Consider the following 24,789-nt stretch of genomic DNA (forward strand, 5'->3'; position numbering starts at 1 on the left):
CGTTCACCTCGCCGTCCGGCTCGCGGCCCGGGCACTGCGCAGGCTGCGCGCGTAGCCGAGCGGCCCGTAGACCAGGCCCTGGAGTTCGAGCCGGGCCAGCCGCCTGCCGGGGCGGCGGCCCGCCGCGCCCGGGTCCGGCCGGGTGCGTGCGCGGCGGACCGCGTACCGGATGCCGCCGGGGAGGCGGCGCAACAGGGCGGGCAGCATGGCGGGTTCGTGGTGCAGGGCGGCGGCGAGGTAGGCGCCGAAGCCGGCGCCGTAGCCGAAGGCCTGGGCGGGAACGGCGTCCATGGTGCGCCGGTGGCGGTGCCAGACGATGGCGTCCGGCGCGTAGGCGAGGGCGTGGCCGGCGACCAGGATGCGGAAGAAGGAGAGCAGGTCGTCGCCGCCGCGGGCGGGGGTGCCGGTGCCGGTGGCGGGGTCGAAGCCGCCGAGGGCGCGCAGCGGGGCGGTGCGGAAGGCCATGTTGGCGCCGGAGCCGAAGCGTCCCGCGGCGAAGGGGAAGAGCGGGTCGGCGGGCCCGTCGGCGAGGGTCCAGGTCCGGGCGGCGAAGCCCTTGGCGAAGCCGCCGTGGCATTCGAGGGCGGCCTGGGCCGGGGTGTCGAGCTCGGCGGGCAGGATCAGGCCGGTGACGCACCCGATCCGCCCGTCCTCGGCGAAGGTCTGGGCAAGGGCGGCGATCCAGCCGGGGTCGGCGAGGGTGTCGTCGTCGGTGAAGGCGGTGATCTCGCCGCGGGCGGCGGCGAGCCCCGTGTTGTGGGCCCGGGCCAGGCCCGCCACCGGCTCGCGCAGGTAGCGGACCCGGCCCCGGTACCGGTCACGGACCAGGCGTTCGGCGGTGTCGTCGGCAGGGGCGTTGTCCACGACGATGACCTCGAACCGCGGATAGCCGTTCCGCAGCAGGGAGTCGAGGCACGGTCGCAGCAGGCCCGCCCGGTTGTGAGTGGCGACGACCACGCTGACCGTGACCGGGTCCGCGGGCACCCGGGCGCGGCCGACCCGACCGGGACGCGCCGCGGGTGTCGCGGTGGACAGGGCGGGAACGCGAAGTTCCCGGTGAGCGGCGTCGACCAGCGCCCGACGCAACGCGGCGCTCTGGCCGGCTGCCCCGGTGGCCGTGACCAGCCCGAGCGGGTGTCCGTGCAGCCGCACCAACGCCAACACGCGTCCGTCCGGGGCGGCAGCACCGAGACCGCCGGGCGAGCGCAGCCCGCTCGGTTCGTCCAGGTCCAGGTCGACGACGCGGATGGGGGTGTGGAGCGAGTTTCGAGCGGCGGGGCGCGGGCAGGCTGCTTCGGTGCGCCGGTCGGTGCCATTCATCAGTGCTCCCCCGCGGGGGCGTTCGCCGGGGACCGGGCGCCGGGACGCTCGGCGATCAGGGTCCTCAGCACCCGGCGGCCGTCGGAGACGGCGTGGAGGTGCGAGCGACCGCTGCGGCGGGGGAGTTCCAGGCTCGGCACTTCGGCGATCCGCAGCCCGGAGCGCAGCGCGTGCGCGGTCATCTCGGCCTCGATCTCGAAGCCGGTCGAGCGCAGGTCGAGCGCGTCCAGGAAGGAGCGGCGGAAGGCGCAGTAGCCGTAGCACAGGTCGGTGAGGCGCGCGTCGTACAGTCTGTTGACGACGGCGAGCAGGGCCCGGTTGCCGAGCGAGCGGATCCGGGTGAAGTCGAGCGAGCCGCCGCCGGCGATGCAGCGCGAGCCCTTGACGAAGTCGAACCCGTTGTCCAGGAAGTGCAGGAAGTGCGGGATCTCGCCGGGCCACATGGAGCCGTCGGCGTCCATCATGACGATGTACTCGCCGGTCGCGGCGGCGAACCCGGTGCGCAGGGCGTTGCCCTTGCCGGCGCCGCGCTGTTGGACGCTGCGGACCGTCGGCAGGCAGTACTGGGCCATCGGGAGGGTGGCGTCGCTGGACGCGCCGTCGACCAGGATGACCTCGTCGACGCAGCGGGGGATCTGTTCGAACACCCAGGGGATGTTGCGGGCCTCGTTGTGGGCCGGGATCACCAGGCTGACCGTATGGGTGGTGACGACGCCGTCACCGGCGCGGCGCATCGGGCGGTCCGTACGGCGGCGGCCGGTGCGGTCCTCGGCCCGCCGCTTCTGGTCGTCGGCGCGCCGGTTCGGGTGGCCCTGCGCGGCCCGGCCGTCGACCGAGGGGGCGGGCGCGGGCGCGGCGGACACGACGGGGAGGGCGGTCGGCGCGACGACTGGGACGGCCGGGGCGGCGGAGGCGGCGGCCGGCGCGGGGGCCGGGGAAGGAGCCGGGCGGACGGCCGCCTCCGGTGAGTGGCCGGGTGGCCCGTCGGCTTCGGCGTCCGCCGGGGCGCCGGTCGACCCGTCGGGCGGGGCGTCGGGTGCCCGGCAGCCCGGGCCGGTCTGATCGGGCTCGGAGCCGGGGCTCCGGGCAGGGCGGGAGTGTGCGTTGGGGGGCATGAGAATGCTCATCTGAGCGGCCTCTCGGAGGGAGGCGGCGGGCGGGCGCCGGCGGCGCGGCCCCTGCTGTCCGGTGAACGGGCGACCGGTGCGGGCGGATACGCGCGGGTCGAGCCCGGTGAGGAAGCCCGGGGGCGGAACCCAAGGGCTGACGATGGAGAGCGCTGTGACGGCCGAAGGGGGTGCGCACCGCCGCGGTGCTCCCGGCGCCCGGAGGCGCCGATCGTACGAACTGGCCGAATGCTCCTCCCACACCCTCGAGTGAAAGGTGGCCAGGACCCCATCCTCCGCCGGTACTGACAGTCACGTCAAGGGGCTTCTGCCCGCTTTTGTCGCTACTTTTGGTGACAATCAGTGAAATTTGGGCGGTGTGGCGCCCCGACGGGACTGCTGAGCGCCGTCGCGTTCGGGCGCCTGGAGGCCGGGGCGGCCCACCCGGGCCGCCGCAGGCACCCCGGGGATCGGGAACTCGGGGCCGCCCGGGGTCACCCGGGCCCGGGAAGGCCGCGGGAAGGCCCGGGTGGATCCAGGCGGGCCCGCGGCAGGGCCAGGAGGACCTCAGCCCTCGACCGGACGACCCTTCGGCTCCTCCACGATCCGCCGGGCGATCTCGTTCGGCCGCACCGGGCGGCCGAAGTGCCAGCCCTGCGCCCAGTCGCAGCCGATGGTCCGCAGCCGCTCGGCGTCCCTGGCGGTCTCCACGCCCTCGGCAGTGACGTTCAGCCCGAGCGCGTGCGCCATCGACACCAGCCCGCTGACGATCCGCCACCCGGTGGACTCGTCCTTCCCCGGTTCATGCAGGTCGCCCACGAAGGACCCGGCGATCTTCAGGCCGGAGACCGGCAGGTCGCGCAGATAGGCCAGGTTGGACCAGCCGGTGCCGAAGTCGTCGACGGCCAGCGACACCCCGAGGTCGACCAGCCCGTGCAGGGTGCGCAGCGCCTCGTCCTCGGGCCCGACCACGGTCGACTCGGTGATCTCCAACTGCAGCCGGGCGGGGTCGAGTCCGGTGCCGTCCAGGATCCGGGCGAGGTCGGACACCAGCCCGGCACTGCGGGCCTGACGGACCGCCAGGTTGACGTTGAGCTGCGGCGCCGCGTCGCCGAACCGCTTGATCCAGTCCGCGGCCTGACCGCACGCCTGCTCCAGCACCCAGCGGCCGAGCGGCATGATCAGCCCGGTCTCCTCGGCGGTGGTGACGAACTCGTCCGGGCCGAGCACGCCGAGCTGCGGGTGGCGCCAGCGCACCAGCGCCTCCACGGCGGCCAGCCGGCCGTCGGCGAGGCGGTACAGCGGCTGGTAGTCGATGAAGAACTCGCCGCGGTCGAGGGCGGCGGGCATCCGCACCGACACCGCGTAGCGGCTGACCGCGCGGGCGTTCTCCTTGGGGTCGAACAGCGTCCAGCGGCCGCGGCCGGCCTCCTTGGCGCGGTACAGCGTGAGGTCGGCGGCGCGGACGGCGGCGCCCGGGGTCGTGGTGGACACCCGCCGCTCCAGCACGCCGACGCTGGCCCCCACGGCGAGCTTGTGGTCACCGATCAGCACCGGCCCGGCCAGCGCCTTGAGCACGGACTTCGCGGCGGCCACCGCCTCCTGCTCGCCCCGGCACTTCTCCAGCAGGACGACGAACTCGTCGCCGCCGAGCCTGGCCACCAGGTGGCCGAGCGGCGTCAGGGCGGCCTTCAGCCGGGCGGCGACCGCGGACAGCAACTGGTCGCCCATGTCGTGGCCGAGGCTGTCGTTGACCACCTTGAAGCCGTCGAGGTCGACGTAGCAGAGGCCGAAGCGGGCACCCGGCTCCGGGTCCTCGAACAGCTTCTCCAGCCGCTCGAAGAAGGCCGCGCGGTTGGGCAGCCCGGTCAGCGGGTCGTGGGTCGCCTGGTGACGCAGCCGCTCCTGGAGCCGGTAGCGGTCGGTGACGTCCTCCAGCATCGCCACCTGGTACTGCGGGGTGCCGTCGTCGTCACGGATCAGCGAGACGGTCAGATGGGTCCAGACCACCTCGCCGTCCTGGCGGTAGTACGGCTTGTCGAACTGGAAGTACTCGCGCTTGCCGCTGATCAGCTCCTCGTACGCCTCCCACACGCCCGGGGTGTCCTCGGGGTGCACGAGGTCGCCGACCCGGCGGCCGATCATGTCCGCGGGGCCCGCGCCGAACAGCTCCTGCAGCGCCTTGTTGACGGCCATGATGTTGCCGTCGGTGTCGCCGATGCCGATGCCGATCGCGGCGCTCTCGAACAGTGCGCGGAACCGGGCCTCGGAGGCGCGCAGCGCCCGTTCGGCCTCCTTGCGGGCAGTGTCGGCGGCGGTGCGGATCGCCTCCTGCTCGCGCAGCGTGCGCTCGCGCAGGGCGGCGGCCCAGCCGGCCGCGAAGGCGCCGGTCAGGACGGGGCCGCGGCCGTCCCCGAGCCGCTGCGCCTGGAGCAGTTCGACGGCCCGGGCCAGCAGCACCGGGTCGGTGAAGTGCGCGTCGACCAGTTCGGCCCCGGCCTGGGTGGCCAGCCGCGGCTCGAAGGGCTCACCCTCCTGGGCGCGGTGCAGCAGCGCGGCGGTGCGGGCGACCAGCCGGTTGAGCAGGTCGGGGTGGACGGCGATGCCGTGGTCGGCCGAGAGCAGCCGGGCCCAGTCCTCGTGGAACCGGTCGGCGCCGCCGGGTGCCGGGACGGTGTTCATCGGCGCGCCCCGGGTCCGCCGTCCGGCCGCGAGGCGCCGTCCGGCCGGGGCCTGACCGCCGTCCGGAAGGCGCCGTCCGGCCGGGGCGTGGCGGGCGCGGTCGGTGCCGCGCGCCGGCCCGTGCCCAGCGGTCTGCTCCCGGCGGCCGCCGCGCGGGGCGGGCGGCCGTCGGTGCGTCGTCCGTCGCGTCCGCTCAAGGGCGGAACCCCACGCCCGCCACCCCGGTCATCCGCTCGGGGTGCTCGCCGACCGACTCCGGCTGATCGGGGCGCCACTGCGGCAGGTAGACCACGCCCGGCTCGACCAGCTCGAAGCCGGCGAACATCGCGGTGATCTGCGCACGGGTGCGCATGGTCAGCGGGGTCGGCGTCATCCGGTAGAGCTTCTGGTGGTCCTCCGCCTGGTCCGGGCGGCCCTCCAGGGAAGCGTGCGAGAGCACCAGCGCGCTGCCGGGCGGGAGGGCGTCGCGGATCACGCCGACCAGCTTCCACGGGTCCTCGTCGTCGCTCACGAAGTGCGCGACGGCCACCAGCAGCACGGCCACCGGCTCGCCCTCCGCCAGCAGCTCGGCCACCTCGGGGCGGGCCAGCAGGTCGTCGACGTCGCGCAGGTCGGCCTGGACGACGGCGCTGGCCCGGTCGTCCTGGAGCAGCAGGCGGCTGTGCGCGACGGCGACCGGGTCGCGGTCCACGTAGACGACCTTCGCCTCGGGCCGGATCGCGCGGGCGATCTCGTGCACCGCGCCGAAGGTCGGGATCCCGGAGCCGATGTCGAGGAAGCGGGTGACGCCCTGCTCGGCGAGGAAGGTCACCGCGCGGCGCAGGAAGGCGCGGTTGGAGCGCATGATCTGCGGCAGCTCCGGCCACAGCGCCAGCGCCTTGCGGGCCATCTCCCGGTCGACCTCGAAGTTGTGCGAGCCCCCGAGGTAGTAGTCGTAGACCCGCGCGGCGTTCGGTTTGTCCAGGTCCGTACCCTCCGGTACCCAGCTCGGTCGCCGCATGCCTGTGACTCCTTCACTCCGGTTGCGGGGAGGCAGTGCCACGAGGGCACTGCTGTGACAGCTGAGACTACAAGCACAGAAGATCCTCCTCCGCACCCCGAACGGGTGCAAGCGGAGTGCCCGGCTCCCGGGGCCTCCGGGCCTCCCCGGCACCCCCTCCTGCGGTGCGGGGCACCGGGGATGCGCCCCACAATGGGCGTGATGACCGGAGGCATCGAGGACTACGCCCTCATCGGCGACCTGCAGACCGCCGCCCTCGTAGGCCGGGACGGATCGGTCGACTGGCTCTGCCTGCCCCGCTTCGACTCCCCCAGCTGCTTCGCCGGACTGCTCGGCGACCGGGACCACGGCTCCTGGCGGATCGCCCCGGCCGGCGCCGCCGAGTGCCACGCCCGCCGCTACCGGGGCGACACCCTCGTCCTGGAGAGCGAGTGGCAGGCCCCCGACGGACGGGTGCGGATCACGGACTTCATGCCGCAGCGCGGCCGGGGCGGACAGCGCGACCCCCAGCTGATCCGGATCGTCGAGGGCCTCGACGGCACCGTCCCGATGCGCGGCGCCCTGCGACTGCGCTTCAACTACGGCCGGATCGACCCGTGGGTCCGGCGCACCGCGCACCACCGGGTCGCCGTCGCCGGACCCGACTCCGCCTGGCTGCGGGTGCCCCCCGGGGTCCACACCTACGGACTGGACGGCGTCACCGTCTCCGAGTTCACCGTCACCGCCGGACTGCGCGTCCCGTTCGTCCTCACCTGGCAGCCCTCCCACCTGACCTCCGCCCCGCGCACCGACCCCGAACAGGCGCTGCTCGCCACGCTCGACCGGTGGCAGCACTGGGCGTCCGGCTGCCGGTACCGGGGCGAGTGGCGCACCGCCGTCCTGCGGTCGCTGCTCACCCTCAAGGCGCTCGCCTACGCCCCCACCGGCGGGATCGTCGCGGCCGCCACCTCCTCCCTGCCGGAGCGGATCGGCGGCACGCGCAACTGGGACTACCGCTTCTGCTGGCTGCGCGACTCCTCGATGACCCTCTCCGCCCTGCTGCGCGGGGGGTTCCGGGAGGAGGCCGCCGCCTGGTGCCGCTGGCTGCTGCGCGCCATCGCCGGAGGCCCCCGCCACGTCCAGGCCGTGTACGGGGTCGCCGGGGAGCGGGTGCTCGGCGAGACCGTCGCCGGCTGGCTGCCCGGGTACGAGGGCTCGCGGCCGGTCCGCTTCGGCAACGCCGCCGTCGACCAGCTCCAACTCGACGTCTACGGCGAGGTGGTGGACACCCTCCACCTCGCACTGCTGGCGGGACTGCCGATGGAGCGGCACGTCTGGACGCTGCTGCGCTCGCTGATGGACCACCTCGAACAGCACTGGCGCGAGCCGGACGAAGGACTGTGGGAAGTGCGCGGCGGACGGCGGCACTTCGTCCACTCCAAGGTGATGTGCTGGGTCGCCGCAGACCGCGCCGTACGGCTCGCCGAGACCACCGGACTGCCCGCGCCGGTCGACCGCTGGCGGGCGCTGCGCGACGCCGTCCACGCCGACGTCTGCGAGAACGGCTACGACCGGAAACGCGGCGTGTTCGTCCAGCACTACGGCGGGCGGGGGCTGGACGCGGCCACCCTGTTCGTGGTCAAGAGCGGCTTCCTGCCGCCGGACGACCCCCGGGTGGTGCGCACCGTGGACGCCGTCCGGGACGGCCTCGACCACGGCGGGCTGGTACGCCGCTACCGGGCCGGGACGAACGGCGACGGGCTGCCGGGCGGCGAAGGCGCCTTCCTGGCCTGCTCGTTCTGGCTCGCCGACGCGCTCGCCGCGACCGGGCGGACGGACGAGGCACGCGCCCTGTTCGCGCGGGTGGTCGGGCTCGCCAACGACCTCGGGCTGCTCTCCGAGGAGTGGGACCCGTACGCCCGCCGCCAACTCGGCAACACGCCACAGGCGTTCAGCCACGTGGCGCTGGTCAACACCGCCTTCGCCCTGGCCGAACCGGAGTAGCGGCGACGCCGGGGGTGGCGGTGCGAGCCGGGGGTGGCGGTGCGAGCCGGGGCAGGGGTGGCGGTGCGGGCCGGAACGGGTCCGGGAGGCCCGACGCGGGGCTAGGGTGGGGCCGTGGACCCCAACCACTACCGTTTCCAGGGCGTTTGGCGGCTCGCGGCACCGGCACCGGCCGTGTTCGCGGCGCTGGAGGACGTCGGGAACTACCCCCGCTGGTGGCCCGAGATCCTCGACGCCCGGCGGACCGGGGAGGACTCCGGGGAGATGGTGGTGCGCGCCCTGCTGCCATACCGGCTGGTGATCGGCCTGGAGACACGTCGACGCGACCCGGCGACCGGGGTACTGGAGGTCGCGATGCGGGGTGACCTCGACGGCTGGTCGCGGTTCACCGTCGTCCCGGAGACCCCGGAGGCCCCGGCCGGCGGGGGTGCGGGTGAGGGCCGGGCGGGCACCCGGGTGCTGTTCGAGGAGGACACCCGGCCGGGGAAGGCGCTGCTGCGCCGCCTGGCCCTGCCGCTGCACCCGGTGTTCCGGGCCAACCACGCGGTGATGATGCGCCGTGGGCGGCGCGGGCTGGCGGCATACCTGGCGGGCGGCGCGACGGAGGGACACGGCTGACGGATGACGGAGGTCAGCCGACGACTTTCAGCGAACAGATGACAGCTGACAGCTTTCGAAATCTGTCAGCTGTCATCTGTCGGCTGTTCGCCGGTGTCCGTTCGCGGCCGCCGTCGCCCGCGTCACCGGGCCTCCGTCACCCGCCGGCGGCCCGGCGCCTCAGCCCTTCGCCTCCCGGAACAGCCACCGCCGCAGCGCCCGCGTCACCACCGGCAGCGCCGCGTACGTCATCAGCACGCTGATCAGCGGCGCGGTGACCAGCGGCCGGACGGCCACCGGCAGGCCCGTCAGGTGCGGCCCGAGCACGACCGCGGAGACCACGACCAGGGGCGCGATGGCGACGGTCGAGGCCACCGCCATCTTCCAGCGCACCGGCGGGCGGCGCTGTGCGGCACCCGGGGTGGTGGCGAACCAGCCCTCCATCCCGTGGATCTCGTGCCGGTGGACCTCGTGGTGGTGGCCGTCCGCCCTGGCGAAGCAGGCCGCCCGCACCGGGGAGGTCTGCCAGGAGCGGAAGGCCTCGGCGTCGCGGAAGTGCAGCAGCAGGTGCCAGGGGTCGTCCGGCCCGGACGGGCGGAGCAGACCGGTGCCGAGGTTGCCCGCGTGCTCCGTGGCCGCGGCGAGGATGTTCTTCGCCCACAGCTCGAAGGCCTCCTCGAAGCCCGGCTCCACCCGCCGCGCCACGAACAGCGTGAACTCCTCGCCCTGTTCGTCCTGCTCACCGACCGCCCCCCGTGCCGTCGCCGCCATCCCGCAGCCCCTCTCCCCGTGCGTCCGCGTACGTCCCCGTACGTTCCCGTACGCCCCCGTACGTCCCCGTGTGTGCGCCCGCGCGCCTCCGGGGCCGCGAGCCGCCGGGCAGCCTACGGGCCGCCGGGTGATCCGCCCACCCATGCCCGAACCGTGGGACGCGACGGCCCCACCGGGGCTAGCGTGGCCGGAGCGTCCCGACGCACCGGAGGCCCGCCCATGACCCCGACGCCAGACACGCCCGCCACGCCCGCCGGCCCCACCGGCTCCCCGGGCTCCGGCCCCACCGGCTCCGGCTTCGCCCCGGACTTCGGCTTCGACGCCCCCTTCGACCGCACCGGCACGGGAAGCAGCAAGTGGGCCCGCACGGACGGCGTCCCCGGGGTGATCCCGATGGGCCTCGCCGACATGGACCTCCCCGGCCCGCCCGCCATCGCCGAGGCCCTGCGCCGGCGCGCCGGCCACCGCGCGTACGGCTACACGGTGTGCGATCCGGCCGGCCGCTCGCTGGTGGCCGACTGGTACCGCGCCCGGCACGGCGTCGAGGTCGATCCGGACTGGGTCCTGCTGTTGCCCTGCGGCCCCCGCACCGCCCTGCGCGTCCTGCTGGAGACCGTCGTACGGGGGGCCGAACGGCCGGACGCCGGGGGGACGGCGGCGCCCGTCCTGTTCCCGACACCCGAGTGGGGCGGCTTCGCCCAGCTCTGCCGCGCGGCGCGCCTCGGGTACCGGGAGCTGCCCCTGGCCGCCGGCCCGGACGGCCCGCGGCTCCCGCCCGGGCCGTTCCCCGGCCCCGCCGCCGCCGTCCTGCTCAGCAGCCCGCACAACCCGTCCGCCCGGGTCTGGCCCGCCGACCAGCTGCGCGCCCTGGCCGGTCGGGCCGCGGAGGCGGGCGCACTGCTGGTCTCGGACGAGGTGCACGGCGACCTCACCCATCCCGGTCACGTCCACCCGGTCGCCGTCACCACCGTCGACCCGGCGCACCGGCACCTCGCCGTCACGCTCAACTCGGTCGGCAAGACCTTCAACTGCTCGGGGATCCCCAGCAGTTTCGCCCTGGTCCCGGACCCTGCGCTGCGCACCCGGTTCGCGGACGCCCTGGCCGGCTACGGCCTGTGGGAGGGCGGCCTGTTGGAGCAGACCGTGCAGCGGGCGGCGCTGTGCGAGGGCGGCCCGTGGCTGGACGCGCTGCTCACCCACCTCGCCGCCGCCCGTACCCGGCTCACCGGCGTGCTCGGGCCGGCCGTCAGCTCGGCCCCGCAGGCGTCCTACCTGCTCTGGCTGGACGCCGCCGCCCTCGGGCTGCCGGTTCCGGCCGCCCGCCGGGCGCTGCTGGAGCGCTGCGGCCTGGAGGCCTCCGACGGTACCGACTTCGGCCCCGGCGGCCACGGTTCGCTGCGGTTGAACTACGCCCTGCCGGGCCCGGTCCTGGATGTCGTCCTCGCCCGGCTGGCGCTGCTCGGGCGGCCGGGCGCCGGCCTCCGGTGACCCGGGCATGTGCCGGGGTCACGCACCCCGGGTGAGCGCCCGCGCACAGCCTGCCGAACTCCCCTCCATCACCCGTTCGCCATGCCCCTGACCTGCAGAGACGAACGTTCACACGATTTTTGCGAAGCGCCCCCGCATGCTCCGTAGCAGACTGGGCAAGGTAGACCGGGCCGCAATCGTGATCCCGAGGATGGTGAGTCCGGTGATACCGACATCCCGCACCACTCCGCCCGACCGGCAGAGCACGCCACCACCCCCGACGGGGGTGACCCCGCTGACCGAATCGGGGGCGCGCAGCCACGTGTCGGGCGTCTGTTTCAAGATCGGACCGCCTCGACTGGTGGGTGTCGAGGTCGAGTGGTTCGTCCATGACGATCGATGTCCCACCCGGCCCGTACGGCCGGAACTGCTCCACGCCGCGCTGGAGTCGCTGCCCCTCGGCGGCACCGACGGCACCTCGCTCCCCTCCGGTTCGCGCCTCACGCTCGAACCCGGCGGACAGGTCGAGCTCAGCTCCCCGCCCGCCATCGGCCTCCTGGCCTGCGTCGACGGCACCCGACGTGATCTGACCGCCCTGCGGGCCGCCTTCGCGGCACAGGGCCTGCGACTCACCGGCACCGGGACGGACCCGCTCGCCCGCCCCCGCCGGATGGTGCTGGACCACCCCCGCTACCTCGCGATGGAGCGCTTCTTCGACTCCGCCGGGCCCTGGGGCCGGATCATGATGACCGGTACCGCGTCGGTGCAGGTGTGCCTGGACGCCGGCGAGGCGGACGGCCCGCACGCGGTGGAACGCCGCTGGCAGCTGGTCCACCGGCTGGGCCCGGTGCTGGTCGCCGCCTTCGCCAACTCCCCGCTGCTGGACGGCAGGCCGACCGGCCACCGGTCGACCCGGCAGACCGTCTGGTCCCGGATGGACCCGACCCGCACGCTGGCCCCGGAGCCGGACCACGGCGACCCGCGCGAGGCCTGGGCGCAGTACGTGCTGGACGCCGAAGTGCTGTGCGTGCAACGGCCGGAGGGGCTGCCGTGGACGGCCCCGCCCGGGGTGAGCTTCCGCGACTGGATCCGCGGCGCGGGCGAACGCCCGCCCACGCTCGCCGACCTGGACTACCACCGCACCACCCTCTTCCCGCCGGTGCGCCCCCGCGGCCACCTGGAGCTGCGGATGATCGACGCCCAGCCCGGGGACGGCTGGATGGTGGTCGCCGCGCTGGTCACCGCGCTGCTGGACGACCCGGTGGCCGCCGACACCGCGCTGGCCGCGCTGGAGCCGCTGGACTCCTCCGACCGGGCGGACCGGTCCGGCGGTCCGCGGCCGCCGCGCAGCGACGCCTGGCGCCGCGCCGCCACCCTGGCGGTCGCCGACCGCGAACTGCGCCGCGCCACCCTCGCCTGCTTCGCCGCCGCCGACGCCGCGCTGGGCCGCCTGCCCGGTGCCGGGTGGCTGCGCACCGCCGTCGCCGAGTTCGCCGAGCGCTACCCCGCGCGCGGCCGCTGTCCGGCCGACGACCAGCTGGACGCCCTGCGCTCCGGCACCCGACGCACTCCCACGGAGGAGGCCGCACCATGACCGACGTCCGACCGAACGGCCCGATCGCAGCCCCCGCCGAGGGATCCGGCGCGGCCCGCGTCTCAGGGACGGCCGCCGCCACGGAGGCGGCCCGCAGGGCCGGTACGGCCCGCGGCATCGAGGCCGCCCGCGGCATCGAGGACCTGCGCGAGACCATCGCCGCCGAGCTGCTGGCCGCCCGCGCCCGGACCGCCGCGCTGACCGACTGCGTCGAGGACCGCGACCTGACCGCCCAGCACTCCCCGTTGATGTCCCCGCTGGTCTGGGACCTCGCGCACATCGGCAACCAGGAGGAGCTCTGGCTGCTGCGCAACGTCGGCGGCCGGGAGCCGATGCGCCCGGAGATCGACGGGCTGTACGACGCCTTCCAGCACCCCCGGTCCGAGCGCCCCGGCCTGCCGCTGCTGCCGCCCGACGAGGCCCGCGCCTACTCGCACGAGGTGCGCGGCCGGGTGCTGGACATGCTCGCCGCCAGTCCGCTGGAGGGCGCGCCGCTGCTGACGGCCGGCTTCGCGTTCGGGATGATCGCGCAGCACGAGCAGCAGCACGACGAAACCATGCTGATCACCCATCAGCTGCGGACCGGCGAGCCGGCCCTGGCCGCTCCCCCGCCGCCCCCGGCACCGGCCGACGCGGCCGGGCTGCCCGCCGAGGTCCTCATCCCCGCGGGGCCGTTCACCATGGGGACGGACACCGAGCCGTGGGCGCTGGACAACGAGCGCCCGGCGCACACCGTCGACCTGCCGGACTTCCTGCTGGACACCACACCGGTCACCAACGCCGCCTACCAGCGCTTCATCGCGGACGGCGGCTACGACGATCCGCGCTGGTGGACGACGGAGGGCTGGGCGCACCGGCAGCGCGCCGACCTGACCGCCCCGCTGTTCTGGCAGTACCGGGACGGCGCATGGCTGCGCCGCCGCTTCGGCGCCGTCGAACCGGTCGAGCCCGACGAGCCGGTGCTGCACGTCAGTTGGTACGAGGCCGACGCGTACGCCCGGTGGGCCGGGCGGCGGCTGCCGACCGAGGCGGAGTGGGAGAAGGCGGCCCGGCACGATCCGGTCACCGGGCGCTCCCGCCGCTACCCCTGGGGCGACGCGGCCCCCGGGCCCGAGCACGCCAACCTCGGCCAGCGCCATCTGCGTCCGGCCGGGGCCGGCAGCTACCCGGAGGGCCGGTCCCCCTACGGCGTACGGCAGTTGATCGGCGACGTGTGGGAGTGGACGGCCAGCGACTTCCGCCCCTACCCGGGCTTCCACGCCTGGCCGTACCAGGAGTACTCGGAGGTCTTCTTCGGCCCCGAGTACAAAGTGCTGCGCGGCGGCTGCTTCGCGGTGGCGCCGGTCGCCTGCCGGGGGACGTTCCGCAACTGGGACTACCCGGTCCGCCGGCAGATCTTCGCCGGATTCCGCACCGCACGCGACCTGGAGCGCGCCTGATGTGCCGTCACCTCGCCTACCTGGGCGAGCCGGTGGCACCGCAGGACGTGCTGGTACACCCGCCGTACGGGCTGCACCGGCAGTCCTGGGCGCCCCGGACGCAGCGGTACGGCACGGTCAACGTGGACGGCTTCGGCCTCGGCTGGTACGCGGACGGCGACGAGGTGCCCGCCCGCTACCGCCGCACCGGGCCGATCTGGGCCGACGCGACCTTCGCCGACCTGGCCCGGGTGGTCCGCACCCGGGCACTGCTGGCCGCGGTGCGCTCGGCGACCGAGGGCTGCGCGGCGGGCGAGAGCGCGGCCGCGCCGTTCGGCGCCGAACGCTGGCTGTTCAGCCACAACGGCGCGGTGGCCGGCTGGCCGGGCAAGCTGGACGCCCTGGCCGCGCTGCTCCCGCCGGCCGAGCTGCTTGAGCTGGAGGCCCGCACCGACTCGGCCCTGCTCTGGGCCCTGACCCTGCACCGGCTGCGGGCAGGCGCCGGGCTCGGCGAGGCGCTGGCGGGCACCGTCGCGGACGTCGCCGCGCACACGACCGGGCGGCTCAACCTGCTGCTCACCGACGGCACCGCGATCGCCGCGACCACCTGGGGCGACACCCTGCACCACCGGACCCTGCCGGACCTCGGGACGGTGGTGGCCTCCGAACCGTACGACGACGAGCCGGGCTGGACGCCCGTCCCGGACGGCTCGCTGCTGCTGGTCGACGCGCGCGGCACGAGCGTCCACCGGCTCCCCGGCCGCGACTGAATCCCCACTCTCCCTTCATCTTCTGAACAGAGGAACCACCCTGTCATGGACACCTTTGATCTCACCCGACTGCTGCCCGGCGACCACTTCAGCACCGCCCTGCGCCACGACGTGCAGCACGGACTCACCGCCGACCCCAAGCGGCTGCCGCCGAAGTGGTTCTACGACGCGCGCGGCAGCGAGCTGTTCGAGGAGATCACCCGGCTGCCCGAGTACTACCCGACCCGCGCCGAGCGGGCCATCCTGACCGCCCGGGCCGGCGAGATCGCCGCAGCCACCCGGGCCCGGACCCTGGTCGAGCTGGGCTCCGGCTCCTCCGAGAAGACCCGGCTGCTGCTGGACGCCCTGCGCGCGCTCGACACCCTGGAGACCTACGTCCCGGTGGACGTCAGCGAGAGCGCGCTGACCTCGGCCGGCGGCGCGCTCGCCGCCGAGTACCCCGGGCTGGCCGTGCACGGTGTGCTGGCCGACTTCACGGCCCGGCTCGGCCTGCCCCCGGACGGCGGCCCCCGCCTGGTCGCCTTCCTCGGCGGCACCCTCGGCAACCTGCTGCCCGAGGAGCGCGCGGCCTTCCTGCGCGGCCTGCGGGCCGCCCTCGACCCGGGCGACTTCCTGCTGCTCGGCACCGACCTGGTCAAGGACCCGGCGGTGCTGGTCGCCGCCTACGACGACTCCGCCGGGGTGACCGCCGAGTTCAACCGGAACGTGCTCAACGTGCTCAACCGCGAGCTGGGCGCCGACTTCGACCCGGACGCCTTCGAGCACGTCGCGCTCTGGGACGCCGACCGGGAGTGGATCGAGATGCGGCTGCGCTCGCTGCGCTCGCAGACCGTGAAGATCCCGGCCCTGGACCTGCCGGTGCACTTCTCCCGCGGCGAGGAGCTGCGCACCGAGGTGTCGGCGAAGTTCCGCCGCGAGCGGGTGGCCGCGGAGCTGGCGGCCGCCGGGCTGCGGCTGAGCCACTGGTGGACGGACCCGGAGGGCCGGTTCGGGCTCTCGCTCGCCGCCCCGGCCTGAGCGGGCCGCCGGTCGGCCGCCCGGTCACGCACCGGGCGGCCGGCTGCCCGGAAACGCTCGGGCGGCCCAATTTGCTTGTTCACCTTACGAATTCTCTGAGCACGGATTGACCCTCCCCGTGTACAAGAGTTAAACGAACACGGGTTACGATCGCGGCTACCGAGCTCAGAGTTGAGTACCAGGAGTCAGATCGTGAGCGTCACCCAGAAGCCCTCCGGGGCAGTCGAGGCCCCTGCGCCCGGCCGCCTCGGTTTCGTCGTCTTCATCACCGCTGCCGCGGCCCTCGGTGGGTTCCTGTTCGGCTACGACAGCTCCGTGATCAACGGCGCCGTCTCCGGCATCCAGGAGAAGTTCGGCGTCGGTGACGGCGTGACCGGCCTGATCGTCTCCTCGGCCCTGCTGGGCTCGGCGGTCGGCGCGGCAGTGGCCGGCCGGTTCGCCGACCGGTGCGGCCGCATCAAGGTCATGAAGGCGGGCGCGCTGCTGTTCGCGGTCAGCGCGGTCGGCTCGATGCTGCCGTTCTCCGCCTGGGACCTCGCTCTGTGGCGCGTCCTCGGCGGCGCCGCCATCGGCATCGCCTCGGTGATCGCCCCGACCTACATCGCCGAGGTCGCGCCGACCAAGTACCGGGGCCGGCTGGCCTCCTTCCAGCAGGCCGCGATCGTGCTGGGCATCGCGATCTCCCAGCTGGTGAACTGGATGCTGGCGCAGGCCGCCGGCGGCGACACCCGCGGGCAGCTGCTCGGCCTGGAGGCCTGGCAGTGGATGCTCGGCATCTGCGTCGTCCCGGCCGCGGTCTACTTCGTGCTCGCCTCGGTCATCCCCGAGTCCCCGCGCTACCTGATCCAGGCCGACCGCCTGGCGGACGCCCGCAAGGTGCTCGCCGAGGTCGAGGGCGAGGGCGTGGACACCGACGCCCGGATCGCCGAGGTCCGGGCACTGATCGCCTCCGACCACCGCCCGCGCTTCCGCGACCTGCTCGGCGGCCGCTCCGGCCTGCTGCCGATCGTCTGGGTCGGCATCGGCCTGTCGGTCTTCCAGCAGCTGGTCGGCATCAACGTGATCTTCTACTACTCGTCGATCCTGTGGCAGTCGGTCGGCATCGACCAGAGCAACTCGCTGATGATCAGCTTCATCGGCTCGGTCATCAACATCCTCGGCACCGTGATCGCGATCGTGCTGGTCGACCGGATCGGCCGCAAGCCGCTCGCCCTGATCGGCTCGGTCGGCATGGCGGTCGCGCTCGGCACGGCCGGCTGGGCGTTCTCCTCGGCCACCGGCAGCGGCGACAACCTCACCCTGCCCGACCTCCAGGGCACCGTCGCCCTGATCGCCGCCAACGCCTTCGTGCTGTTCTTCGCGCTGTCCTGGGGCGTGGTCGTCTGGGTGATGCTGGGCGAGATGTTCCCGAACCGGATCCGCGCCGCCGCGCTCTCCGTCGCCGCCTCGGCCCAGTGGATCGCCAACTGGGTGATCACCGTCTCGTTCCCCTCCATGGCGCGGTGGAACCTGTCGGTGACCTACCTGATCTACGCCGCCTTCGCGGCGCTGTCCATCCCCTTCGTGGCGAAGTACCTGAAGGAGACCAAGGGCGTCCGCCTGGAGGACATGGGCTGACAGCCGCACATCGGCTGATCCGACGATCGGACCTTCGGCCCCCGCACCCTAGCGCCCCGGCGCGGGAGCGGGGGCCGAATCGTTCACTCTCTGCGGTGGGCCGGGCACCTCCGGTACTCCTGTGCGGCAGGAGGGATGTGTCCTTGATCTTCAACCGGCTTCGCCCCCGCAGAACCCCGGCCGCCGCCACGACCGGCGGCTGCCCGTACGCCCACACCCACGCGCACCCGTCACCCCAGGAACGACCGGCGCACCCGGAGCCGGGCGGCCCCCGCGCCCAGGACGGCCCACAACTGCCGCCCCCGCCGCCGCCGTTCACCGACCCGGACCAGGCCACCGACTTCATCCGGCAGTTCCATCACGAGCGGCCCGCCGCCGGCGGCCCCGGGCCGCGACTGCGCGCCGTCCTCGACGAGATCGACCGCACCGGCAGCTACCGGCACACCCCCGCCGAACTCACCTACGGCGCCAAGCTCGCCTGGCGCAACGCCGCCCGCTGCATCGGCCGGCTCTACTGGCGCAGCCTGGTGGTCCGCGACCTGCGCCACCTCACCGAGCCCGACGACATCGCCGCCGAGTGCTTCGAGCACCTGCGGCTGGCGGGCAACGGCGGACGGATCCGCCCGGTGGTCTCGGTGTTCGCCCCCGACCGCCCGGACCGCCCGGCCGCCCGCATCCTCAACCAGCAGCTGGTCCGCTACGCCGGCCACCGGGTCGGCGGGGACGTCGACGGCGGGGACGTCGACGGCGAGGACCTCGTCGGCGACCCGGCCGGCGCCGCGCTCACCGCCCGGGCCCGCGAGCTGGGCTGGAAGTGCGCCGAGGACCGCTTCGAGGTGCTGCCGCTGCTGATCCAGCAGCGGCCCGGCGAACGACCCGTCCGGTACGAACACCCGGACGACACCACCCTGGAGGTGCCGCTCCTCCACCCCGACCACGCGTGGTTCGCCGACCTCGGACTGCGCTGGTACGCGGTGCCCGCGATCAGCGACATGACCCTGGAGATCGGCGGCGTCCGCTACCCGACCGCCCCGTTCAACGGCTGGTACATGGGCACCGAGATCGGCGCCCGCAACCTCGCCGACGCCGACCGCTACGACATGCTCGGCACGGTCGCCGAGCGGCTGGGACTGGACACCTCCAGCGACCGCACGCTCTGGCGCGACCGCGCGCTGATCGAGCTCAACGTCGCCGTGCTGCACTCCTTCCAGGAGGCGGGGGTGACGATCGCCGACCACCACACCGAGTCGGAGCGCTTCCTCAAGCACGTCGCCCAGGAGGCGCGGCTCGGACGGCCGACCCCGGCGGACTGGAGCTGGATCGTGCCGCCGGTCTCGGGCGGCCTGACGCCGGTCTACCACCGGTACTACGACCCGGTCGACCCGGCGCTGCGGCCGGCCTTCGTCCCGCGCGAGGCCTGGTGACGGGTCCGCTCCGGGCGCCCCCGGTACGGACGCCGGTGTCCGTGCCTGCGGCCCCCGCACCGGCAGCGGCACCGGGGCGGGCACCCGCACGGCGGCCGACGGTCCGTCAGCAGCGTTCGGGCAGCCGGGAGTAGCGCAGGGCGAGCCCGTCGAGCAGTGCCTCCAGGCCGGTCTCGAAGGCACCCTCGTCGACCGTCCCGCGGTGTCCGGCCAGGCGGTGCGCCTCGCCCAGGTGCGGGTAGTCGGCCGCGTCGTAGACCTGGGCGTCCGCCGGGAAGCCGGCCGCGAAGGAGGCCAGCGCGGAGCCGGTGACGAAGTAGCGCATCAGCGCGCCGATCCGGGTCGCCTGGCCGCGCGGCCACCCGGCCTCGACCAGGTGCCCGAAGACGGCGTCGGCCAGGCGCAGCGCGTTGGGCCGCCGCCCCGGCCCCTGGGCCAGGACGGGGACGATGTTGGGGTGGGCGGCCAGCGCGGCGCGGTAGGAACGGGCCCAGTCGCGCAGCGCCTGCGCCCAGGGGGTCCCGTCGGCCGCCGGCGCCCCGGTGCCCCCGAACATCGACAGGTCGACTTCGCCGATGACGCTGTCCACCACCGCGTCCAGCAGTTCGTCCTTGGTGGCGAAGTGGTTGTAGAGCGAGGGTCCGCTGACCGAGAGCTCGGTGGCGAGGCGGCGGGTGGAGAGGGCGTCCAGCCCCTCGTCGTCGATCAGCCGCAGCGCCGCGGCGACGATGCGCTCGCGGCTGAGCAGCGGGGTGCGTGGGCGGGCCATCTCGGCGGCTTCCTCCGGTTCCTCCGGCCGGGTTCCCCCGGCCGGGTGCGCTGGGGACCGATTCTGACAGGTGCCCCTTCCCAGCACGGGCCGGGCGGGGCTACAGTCCCCCCATAAAACTTGCAGCGCTAGTTTAATCGGTCCGGACCCCGCCCGGGCCCTGGACACCGGATTCGGGAGCCGCCGTGAACCTGGAGTTGTCCGAGGAGCAGAGCGCCGTCCGGGACCTCGCCGCCGCCTTCACCGACCGCGAGATCGTCCCGTACGCCACCGCCTGGGACCGCGCCGAATCCGTCGACCGCGCAATCGTCGGCAAGCTGGCGGAGGTCGGCTTCCTCGGCCTGACCATCCCCGAGGAGTACGGCGGCAGCGGCGGCGACCACCTCGCGTACTGCCTGGTCCTGGAGGAGCTCGGGCGCGGCGACTCGGCCGTGCGCGGGATCGTCTCGGTCTCGCTCGGCCTGGTCGGCAAGTCGATCAACGGCTTCGGCACCGAGGAACAGAAGCGGCACTGGCTGCCCCGGCTCACCTCCGGCGACGCGCTCGCCTGCTTCGCGCTCACCGAGCCCGGCACCGGCTCGGACGCCGCCAACCTCACCACCCGCGCCGTCCGGGACGGCTCGGACTGGCTGATCAGCGGCGCCAAGACCTTCATCACCAACGGCACCTGGGCCGACGTCGCCCTGGTCTTCGCCCGCACCGGCGGCGACGACCCGGCGCAGCGAGGCCACCGCGGCATCACCGCCTTCCTCGTCCCCACCGACCTGCCCGGCTTCACCCGCACCGAGATCCACGGCAAGCTCGGCCTGCGCGGCCAGGCCACCGCCGAACTCTCCTTCGACGACGTACGGGTGCCGGACGGCGCCCGGCTCGGCGAACTCGGCAAGGGCTTCACGGTCGCGATGGCCGCCCTGGCCAAGGGCCGGATGTCGGTCGCGGCCGGCTGCGTCGGCATCGCCCGCGCCTGCCTGGAGGCCGCCGTCCGCTACGCCGGCGAGCGCGAGCAGTTCGGCCGGCCGATCGCCTCGCACCAGCTCGTCCAGGAACTGCTGTCCGGCATCGCCGTGGACGTCGAGGCCGCCCGGCTGCTCACCTGGAAGGTCGCCGACCACATCGAGCGCGGCCTGCCGTTCGCCACCGAGTCCTCCGTCGCCAAGCTCTACGCGAGCGAGGCCGCCGTCCGGTCCGCCAACAACGCGCTCCAGGTCTTCGGCGGGTACGGGTTCATCGACGAGTACCCCGTCGGCAAGTACCTGCGCGACGCGCGGGTCATGACCCTCTACGAGGGCACCAGCCAGATCCACCACCTGCTCATCGGACGCGCCCTCACCGGCGTCAACGCGTTCTGACCCACCCCTTCCGACAAGGAGCCCGACGACGTGCGTCCCGTCTACTTCGCCGCAGCCCGCCGCACACCCATCGGCCGGCTGCGCGGAGCGCTCGCCACGGTCCGCCCCGACGACCTCTCGGCCACCGTGCTGCGCGCCCTGCTCGCCGACGTACCCGCCCTCGACCCCGCCCGGATCGACGACGTCTACTGGGGCGCCGCCAACCAGGCCGGCGAGGACAACCGCAACGCCGCCCGGATGGCCGTCCTGCTGGCCGGCCTGCCGGAGACCGTCCCCGGAGCCACCGTCAACCGGCTCTGCGCCTCCGGCCTGGAGGCCGTCACCCTCGCCGCCCGGGCCATCGGCTCCGGCGAGGCCGACGTGGTGCTGGCCGGCGGCTGCGAGTCGATGACCCGCGCCCCCTTCGTCCTCCCCCGCCCCGACGAGGCGCTGCCGCACCGGATGGAGACCTTCGACACCCGGCTCGGCTGGCGGCTCACCAACCCCCGGATGGCCGAACTGCACGGCGTGCTCAGCATGGGCGAGACCGCCGAGGAGGTCGCCACCCGGTACGGCATCACCCGGGAGCGCCAGGACGCGTTCGCGCTGCGCAGCCACCAGCGGGCCGCCGCCGCCCGCAAGGACGGGCACTTCGACGCCGAACTCGTCCCGGTCGCACGGCCGGACGGGGTGACGGTGAGCCGGGACGAGAGCATCCGCGAGGACACCAGCCCCGCCAAGCTCGCCGGGCTCAAGCCGGTCTTCCGCCCCGGGGGCACCGTCACCGCCGGGAACGCCTCGCCGATGAACGACGGCGCCGCCGGGCTGCTCCTGGTCGGCGAGGAGGCGCTGCACGACCTCGGACTGCAGCCGCTGGGCCGCTACGTGGCCGGCGCCTCGGCCGGGGTGCACCCCGACGTCATGGGCATCGGCCCCGTGCCGGCCACGGCGAAGGTGCTCGGGCGGGCCGGCTGGTCGCTCGCCGACCTGGAGACCGCCGAGCTGAACGAGGCCTTCGCCGCCCAGGCGCTGGCCTCGGCCGACGGTATCGGGTTCGACCCGGAGCAGGCCGACGAACTGGTCAACCCCAGCGGCGGGGCGATCGCCCTCGGCCACCCGCTCGGCGGCTCCGGCGCCCGCATCCTCACCACCCTGCTGCACCGGATGCGCCGCACCGGCGCCCGGCGCGGCCTCGCCACCATGTGCGTGGGCGTGGGGCAGGGTACGGCCGTGCTGGTCGAGAACGTCTGACAGCGGACACACACCACTTCCACACCTCCAAGGAGTTCACATGACGCGGTTCGCGGGGAAGGTCGCCGTGGTGACCGGCGCGGCACAGGGCATCGGAGCGGCCACCGCCCGCCTGCTGGCGGAGGAGGGCGCGGCGGTCGCCGTGGTCGACCTCAGCGCCGAGCGGGCGGCCGGGACGGTCGCCGAGATCACCGCCAAGGGCGGCACCGCCCGGGCGTACGGGTGCGACGTGGCCGACTACGACGCCGTCGAGGCGGTGTTCGCGCAGATCGCGGCCGACCTCGGCGGGGTGCACGTCCTGGTCAACAACGCCGGGATCACCCGGGACAACCTGTTCTTCAAGATGCCCAAGGCGGACTGGGACGCGGTGCTGACGGTCAACCTGACCAGCGCGTACAACTGCAGCCACGTCGCGCAGAAGTACATGGTGGCGCAGAAGTACGGGAAGATCGTCTCGCTCAGCTCGCGCTCCGCGCTCGGCAACCGAGGCCAGGCCAACTACGCGGCCGCCAAGGCCGGCATCCAGGGCCTCACCGCGACCCTGGCGATCGAGCTCGGGCCGTTCAACATCAACGTCAACGCCGTCGCCCCGGGCTACATCGCCACCGCGATGACCGCGGCCACCGCCGAGCGGATCGGCAGCTCCGCCGAGGACCAGCAGACCGAGGTCGCCGCCCGGACGCCGCTGCGCCGGGTCGGGCAGCCGGAGGAGATCGCGTCGGTGGTCGCCTTCCTGGCGAGCGAGGACGCCTCGTACGTCAGCGGGCAGACGCTGTACGTCAACGGCGGCGCCCGGTAGGTCGGCCGGCGGGGTTCGGTCGGCAGGTCGGCAGGCCGGCAGGCGGGGTTCGGTCGACAGGTCGGCGGCGCGTGGTCGCCCGGTCGGCCGAACACGGCGGTCCCGGTTGAACAGGGCGATGAGCAGCAGATACGCTTGATATTCATTGAATATGGCTGACGCGCCCTCACATGGCCGTCCCAGGTGCACGGTTACCTTCACCTGGGATGGCCTTTACCTTTTCTCGTGGCCGAGCATGACCATGGCGGTGATCATATGACCCCACCAAATGACTATGGCATGATCATGCGGCGCTCGATGGGATGGCCCAATCGACCTGACCGGACCCGGTCGGGCCCTGCGTCCCAAGGAGATCCATGGGCAGCCCCGCTTCCCTCCGCCGCGCCCTGGCCCTGCTCGCCGTCGGGGCCACCGCCCTCACGGCCGGCACCGTCGCCGTACCGGCCGCCGGCACGGCGATCGCCGCCCCCTCGCACGACCTCGCGGGCGTCCACGTCCGCCCCGCCTCCTTCGGGCACCACAACGTCCAGGCCCGCCCGGCCCCGCTGACCACCACCCAGTGCGTCAGCCAGATCGGCATCCACTGCTACTCGCCGCTCCAGTACCGCGAGGCCTACAACCTCAAGCCGCTGTACGACCAGGGCGTCACCGGCAAGGGCCGCACGATCGTCATCGTCGACTCCTTCGGCTCGCCGACCATCCAGCACGACCTGGAGGTCTTCGACAAGCAGTGGGGCATCCCGGACACCAACGTCGAGGTGGTCAAGTGGGGCAACGTCCCCGTCTTCGACCCGAAGAACCCCGACCACACCGGCTGGGCCGGCGAGACCACCCTGGACGTCGAGTACGCCCACGCGGTCGCCCCCGACGCGCACATCATCCTGGTCGAGACCGGTGTCGCCGAGACCGAGGGCACCACCGGCCTGCCCGAGATGATGGACGCCGAGAAGAGCCTCATCAAGCAGGGCCGCGGCGACGTCATCTCCCAGAGCTTCGGCGCCACCGAGAACACCTTCCCGGGCTTCGACAAGGGCGACTTCAAGTCGATCAAGGACCTGCGCTACGCCTTCCAGGCCGCCGCCGACCGCAACGTCACCGTGCTCGCCGCCTCCGGCGACAACGGCGCGACCGACGCCAAGGAGAACGGCACCGACCTGTACCCGTACAAGGTCAACTCCTGGCCGTCCTCGGACCCGCTGGTCACCTCCATCGGTGGCACCCAGCTCACCCTGGACGACTCCGGCAAGCGCACCGCGGACGACAAGGTGTGGCACGACCAGTCCGGCGCCGGCGGCGGTGGCGTCTCCGGCGTCTTCGAGCGCCCGTGGTACCAGGCCGGCGTCGCCAACGTCACCGGCAACCACCGCGGCACGCCCGACATCAGCATGAGCGCGGCCGTCGACGGCGGGGCCTGGACCTACGAGTCCTACGACCCGACCGCGGTCGGCTGGCACCTCACCGGCGGCACCAGCGAGGCCACCCCGATCTTCTCGGGTGTCGTCGCGCTCGCCGACCAGCTCGCCGGCTACCGCCTCGGCCAGATCAACTGGCGCCTCTACGGCCTCAGCCTGCTCCCGAGCGAGTGGAGCGGCATCAAGGACGTCAAGCAGGGCGACAACGGCTGGAACGGCGTCACCGGCTACAACGCCGCCCCGGGCTACGACCTCGCCAGCGGCCTCGGCACCGTCGACGCCGCCAAGTTCGTCCACGCGATCGCCGGTCGGTGACCGCTCGGCGGTCCGGCCGACCCTGATCGCGGCTGACCGCTGACGAACGACAGCGGGCGGATGACAGATTTCGGAATCTGTCATCCGCCCGCTGTTTGCTGTTCGCCGTCCGCTGTTCGCCGTCCGCTGTTCGCCGTCCGCGGTACGCG

Annotated in this window: 19 protein-coding genes; 13 read left to right on the forward strand and 6 right to left on the reverse strand. The window is 74.1% G+C overall.

The window, feature by feature from the left end; all coding sequences use genetic code 11:
• Nucleotides 1-3 precede the first annotated feature (3 nt).
• The 4 genes from ACFV04_RS05950 to ACFV04_RS05965 all read right to left on the reverse strand — a co-directional run bounded on the left by ACFV04_RS05950 (nucleotide 4) and on the right by ACFV04_RS05965 (nucleotide 6,108).
• Nucleotides 4-1,320, reverse strand: a complete 1,317-nt coding sequence (locus tag ACFV04_RS05950; protein WP_380342248.1) for a glycosyltransferase — start codon at nucleotides 1,318-1,320, stop codon at nucleotides 4-6.
• Nucleotides 1,320-2,435, reverse strand: a complete 1,116-nt coding sequence (locus tag ACFV04_RS05955) for a glycosyltransferase (RefSeq protein WP_380342245.1) — start codon at nucleotides 2,433-2,435, stop codon at nucleotides 1,320-1,322. Before ACFV04_RS05955 ends, ACFV04_RS05950 begins: the two co-directional genes overlap by 1 nt.
• Nucleotides 2,436-2,993: 558 nt before the next feature.
• Nucleotides 2,994-5,108 carry a putative bifunctional diguanylate cyclase/phosphodiesterase gene (locus ACFV04_RS05960; protein WP_380342243.1) on the reverse strand — a complete coding sequence of 705 codons (2,115 nt, stop codon included), beginning with the start codon at nucleotides 5,106-5,108 and terminating at the stop codon, nucleotides 2,994-2,996.
• A 193-nt stretch (nucleotides 5,109-5,301) separates the two neighbouring features.
• Nucleotides 5,302-6,108, reverse strand: a complete 807-nt coding sequence (locus tag ACFV04_RS05965) for an SAM-dependent methyltransferase (protein WP_380342240.1) — start codon at nucleotides 6,106-6,108, stop codon at nucleotides 5,302-5,304.
• A 201-nt stretch (nucleotides 6,109-6,309) separates the two neighbouring features.
• Here ACFV04_RS05965 and ACFV04_RS05970 point away from each other — a divergent pair, with 201 nt between their 5' ends.
• Both ACFV04_RS05970 and ACFV04_RS05975 read left to right on the forward strand, forming a co-directional pair.
• On the forward strand, nucleotides 6,310-8,091 hold the full coding sequence (locus ACFV04_RS05970; RefSeq protein ID WP_380527084.1) for a glycoside hydrolase family 15 protein: 1,782 nt from the start codon (nucleotides 6,310-6,312) through the stop codon (nucleotides 8,089-8,091).
• Between the two features lie 114 nt (nucleotides 8,092-8,205).
• Nucleotides 8,206-8,709 (forward strand): SRPBCC family protein, encoded by a 504-nt coding sequence (locus ACFV04_RS05975; protein ID WP_380527086.1) that lies wholly within the window; start codon nucleotides 8,206-8,208, stop codon nucleotides 8,707-8,709.
• Between the two features lie 159 nt (nucleotides 8,710-8,868).
• Here the strand turns inward: ACFV04_RS05975 and ACFV04_RS05980 are convergent, their stop codons facing one another.
• Complete coding sequence (locus ACFV04_RS05980) at nucleotides 8,869-9,459, reverse strand: antibiotic biosynthesis monooxygenase (protein ID WP_380342231.1); 591 nt, start codon at nucleotides 9,457-9,459, stop codon at nucleotides 8,869-8,871.
• A 219-nt stretch (nucleotides 9,460-9,678) separates the two neighbouring features.
• Here ACFV04_RS05980 and ACFV04_RS05985 point away from each other — a divergent pair, with 219 nt between their 5' ends.
• The 7 genes from ACFV04_RS05985 (at nucleotide 9,679) to ACFV04_RS06015 (ending at nucleotide 18,766) form a co-directional block, all read left to right on the forward strand.
• A complete protein-coding gene (locus tag ACFV04_RS05985; RefSeq protein ID WP_380527088.1) occupies nucleotides 9,679-10,947 on the forward strand; it encodes an aminotransferase class I/II-fold pyridoxal phosphate-dependent enzyme in 1,269 nt (422 codons plus the stop codon).
• A gap of 340 nt (nucleotides 10,948-11,287) precedes the next feature.
• Entirely contained in the window at nucleotides 11,288-12,520 is a 1,233-nt protein-coding gene (egtA, locus tag ACFV04_RS05990) for an ergothioneine biosynthesis glutamate--cysteine ligase EgtA (protein ID WP_380342226.1), read from the forward strand.
• A complete protein-coding gene (gene egtB, locus ACFV04_RS05995; RefSeq protein WP_380527090.1) occupies nucleotides 12,517-13,959 on the forward strand; it encodes an ergothioneine biosynthesis protein EgtB in 1,443 nt (480 codons plus the stop codon). Before egtA ends, egtB begins: the two co-directional genes overlap by 4 nt.
• Complete coding sequence (gene egtC, locus ACFV04_RS06000; RefSeq protein ID WP_380527092.1) at nucleotides 13,959-14,708, forward strand: ergothioneine biosynthesis protein EgtC; 750 nt, start codon at nucleotides 13,959-13,961, stop codon at nucleotides 14,706-14,708. The genes egtB and egtC overlap by 1 nt, the downstream gene beginning before the upstream one ends.
• A 45-nt stretch (nucleotides 14,709-14,753) precedes the next feature.
• A complete protein-coding gene (egtD, locus tag ACFV04_RS06005) occupies nucleotides 14,754-15,725 on the forward strand; it encodes an L-histidine N(alpha)-methyltransferase (protein ID WP_380342217.1) in 972 nt (323 codons plus the stop codon).
• Nucleotides 15,726-15,914: 189 nt separating this feature from the next.
• Nucleotides 15,915-17,342: a sugar porter family MFS transporter gene (locus tag ACFV04_RS06010; protein ID WP_380527119.1), complete on the forward strand. Its 1,428-nt coding sequence runs from the start codon at nucleotides 15,915-15,917 to the stop codon at nucleotides 17,340-17,342.
• A gap of 293 nt (nucleotides 17,343-17,635) precedes the next feature.
• Nucleotides 17,636-18,766, forward strand: coding sequence for a nitric oxide synthase oxygenase (locus tag ACFV04_RS06015; protein ID WP_380527121.1), 1,131 nt, complete (start codon nucleotides 17,636-17,638; stop codon nucleotides 18,764-18,766).
• Between the two features lie 106 nt (nucleotides 18,767-18,872).
• Here the strand turns inward: ACFV04_RS06015 and ACFV04_RS06020 are convergent, their stop codons facing one another.
• Entirely contained in the window at nucleotides 18,873-19,535 is a 663-nt protein-coding gene (locus ACFV04_RS06020; RefSeq protein ID WP_380342214.1) for a TetR/AcrR family transcriptional regulator, read from the reverse strand.
• A 185-nt stretch (nucleotides 19,536-19,720) separates the two neighbouring features.
• Here ACFV04_RS06020 and ACFV04_RS06025 point away from each other — a divergent pair, with 185 nt between their 5' ends.
• The 4 genes from ACFV04_RS06025 to ACFV04_RS06040 all read left to right on the forward strand — a co-directional run bounded on the left by ACFV04_RS06025 (nucleotide 19,721) and on the right by ACFV04_RS06040 (nucleotide 24,640).
• Nucleotides 19,721-20,884, forward strand: a complete 1,164-nt coding sequence (locus ACFV04_RS06025) for an acyl-CoA dehydrogenase family protein (protein WP_380527095.1) — start codon at nucleotides 19,721-19,723, stop codon at nucleotides 20,882-20,884.
• A gap of 30 nt (nucleotides 20,885-20,914) precedes the next feature.
• Nucleotides 20,915-22,114: an acetyl-CoA C-acyltransferase gene (locus ACFV04_RS06030; protein WP_360250048.1), complete on the forward strand. Its 1,200-nt coding sequence runs from the start codon at nucleotides 20,915-20,917 to the stop codon at nucleotides 22,112-22,114.
• A 40-nt stretch (nucleotides 22,115-22,154) separates the two neighbouring features.
• Nucleotides 22,155-22,913: a 3-oxoacyl-ACP reductase FabG gene (gene fabG, locus ACFV04_RS06035; RefSeq protein ID WP_360250051.1), complete on the forward strand. Its 759-nt coding sequence runs from the start codon at nucleotides 22,155-22,157 to the stop codon at nucleotides 22,911-22,913.
• Nucleotides 22,914-23,269: 356 nt separating this feature from the next.
• The gene (locus ACFV04_RS06040; protein WP_360250054.1) at nucleotides 23,270-24,640 is read left to right on the forward strand and encodes a S53 family peptidase; all 1,371 of its coding nucleotides are present in this window, start codon (nucleotides 23,270-23,272) and stop codon (nucleotides 24,638-24,640) included.
• Nucleotides 24,641-24,789: the final 149 nt, after the last annotated feature.

This window comes from Kitasatospora sp. NPDC059599 (assembly GCF_042735125.1).
In the GTDB taxonomy this organism is placed as follows: Bacteria; Actinomycetota; Actinomycetes; order Streptomycetales; family Streptomycetaceae; genus Kitasatospora.

What these genes read in the sequence shown, in the direction of transcription:
- ACFV04_RS05970 (WP_380527084.1), top strand. Translation starts at nt 6,310, where the DNA reads ATGACCGGAGGCATCGAGGACTACGCCCTCATCGGCGACCTGCAGACC.
- egtC (WP_380527092.1), top strand. Translation starts at nt 13,959, where the DNA reads ATGTGCCGTCACCTCGCCTACCTGGGCGAGCCGGTGGCACCGCAGGAC.
- ACFV04_RS06020 (WP_380342214.1), bottom strand. Translation starts at nt 19,535, where the DNA reads ATGGCCCGCCCACGCACCCCGCTGCTCAGCCGCGAGCGCATCGTCGCC.
- ACFV04_RS05980 (WP_380342231.1), bottom strand. Translation starts at nt 9,459, where the DNA reads ATGGCGGCGACGGCACGGGGGGCGGTCGGTGAGCAGGACGAACAGGGC.
- ACFV04_RS05950 (WP_380342248.1), bottom strand. Translation starts at nt 1,320, where the DNA reads ATGAATGGCACCGACCGGCGCACCGAAGCAGCCTGCCCGCGCCCCGCC.
- ACFV04_RS05965 (WP_380342240.1), bottom strand. Translation starts at nt 6,108, where the DNA reads ATGCGGCGACCGAGCTGGGTACCGGAGGGTACGGACCTGGACAAACCG.
- ACFV04_RS05985 (WP_380527088.1), top strand. Translation starts at nt 9,679, where the DNA reads ATGACCCCGACGCCAGACACGCCCGCCACGCCCGCCGGCCCCACCGGC.
- egtB (WP_380527090.1), top strand. Translation starts at nt 12,517, where the DNA reads ATGACCGACGTCCGACCGAACGGCCCGATCGCAGCCCCCGCCGAGGGA.
- ACFV04_RS05955 (WP_380342245.1), bottom strand. Translation starts at nt 2,435, where the DNA reads ATGCCCCCCAACGCACACTCCCGCCCTGCCCGGAGCCCCGGCTCCGAG.
- ACFV04_RS05960 (WP_380342243.1), bottom strand. Translation starts at nt 5,108, where the DNA reads ATGAACACCGTCCCGGCACCCGGCGGCGCCGACCGGTTCCACGAGGAC.
- ACFV04_RS06040 (WP_360250054.1), top strand. Translation starts at nt 23,270, where the DNA reads ATGGGCAGCCCCGCTTCCCTCCGCCGCGCCCTGGCCCTGCTCGCCGTC.
- egtD (WP_380342217.1), top strand. Translation starts at nt 14,754, where the DNA reads ATGGACACCTTTGATCTCACCCGACTGCTGCCCGGCGACCACTTCAGC.
- fabG (WP_360250051.1), top strand. Translation starts at nt 22,155, where the DNA reads ATGACGCGGTTCGCGGGGAAGGTCGCCGTGGTGACCGGCGCGGCACAG.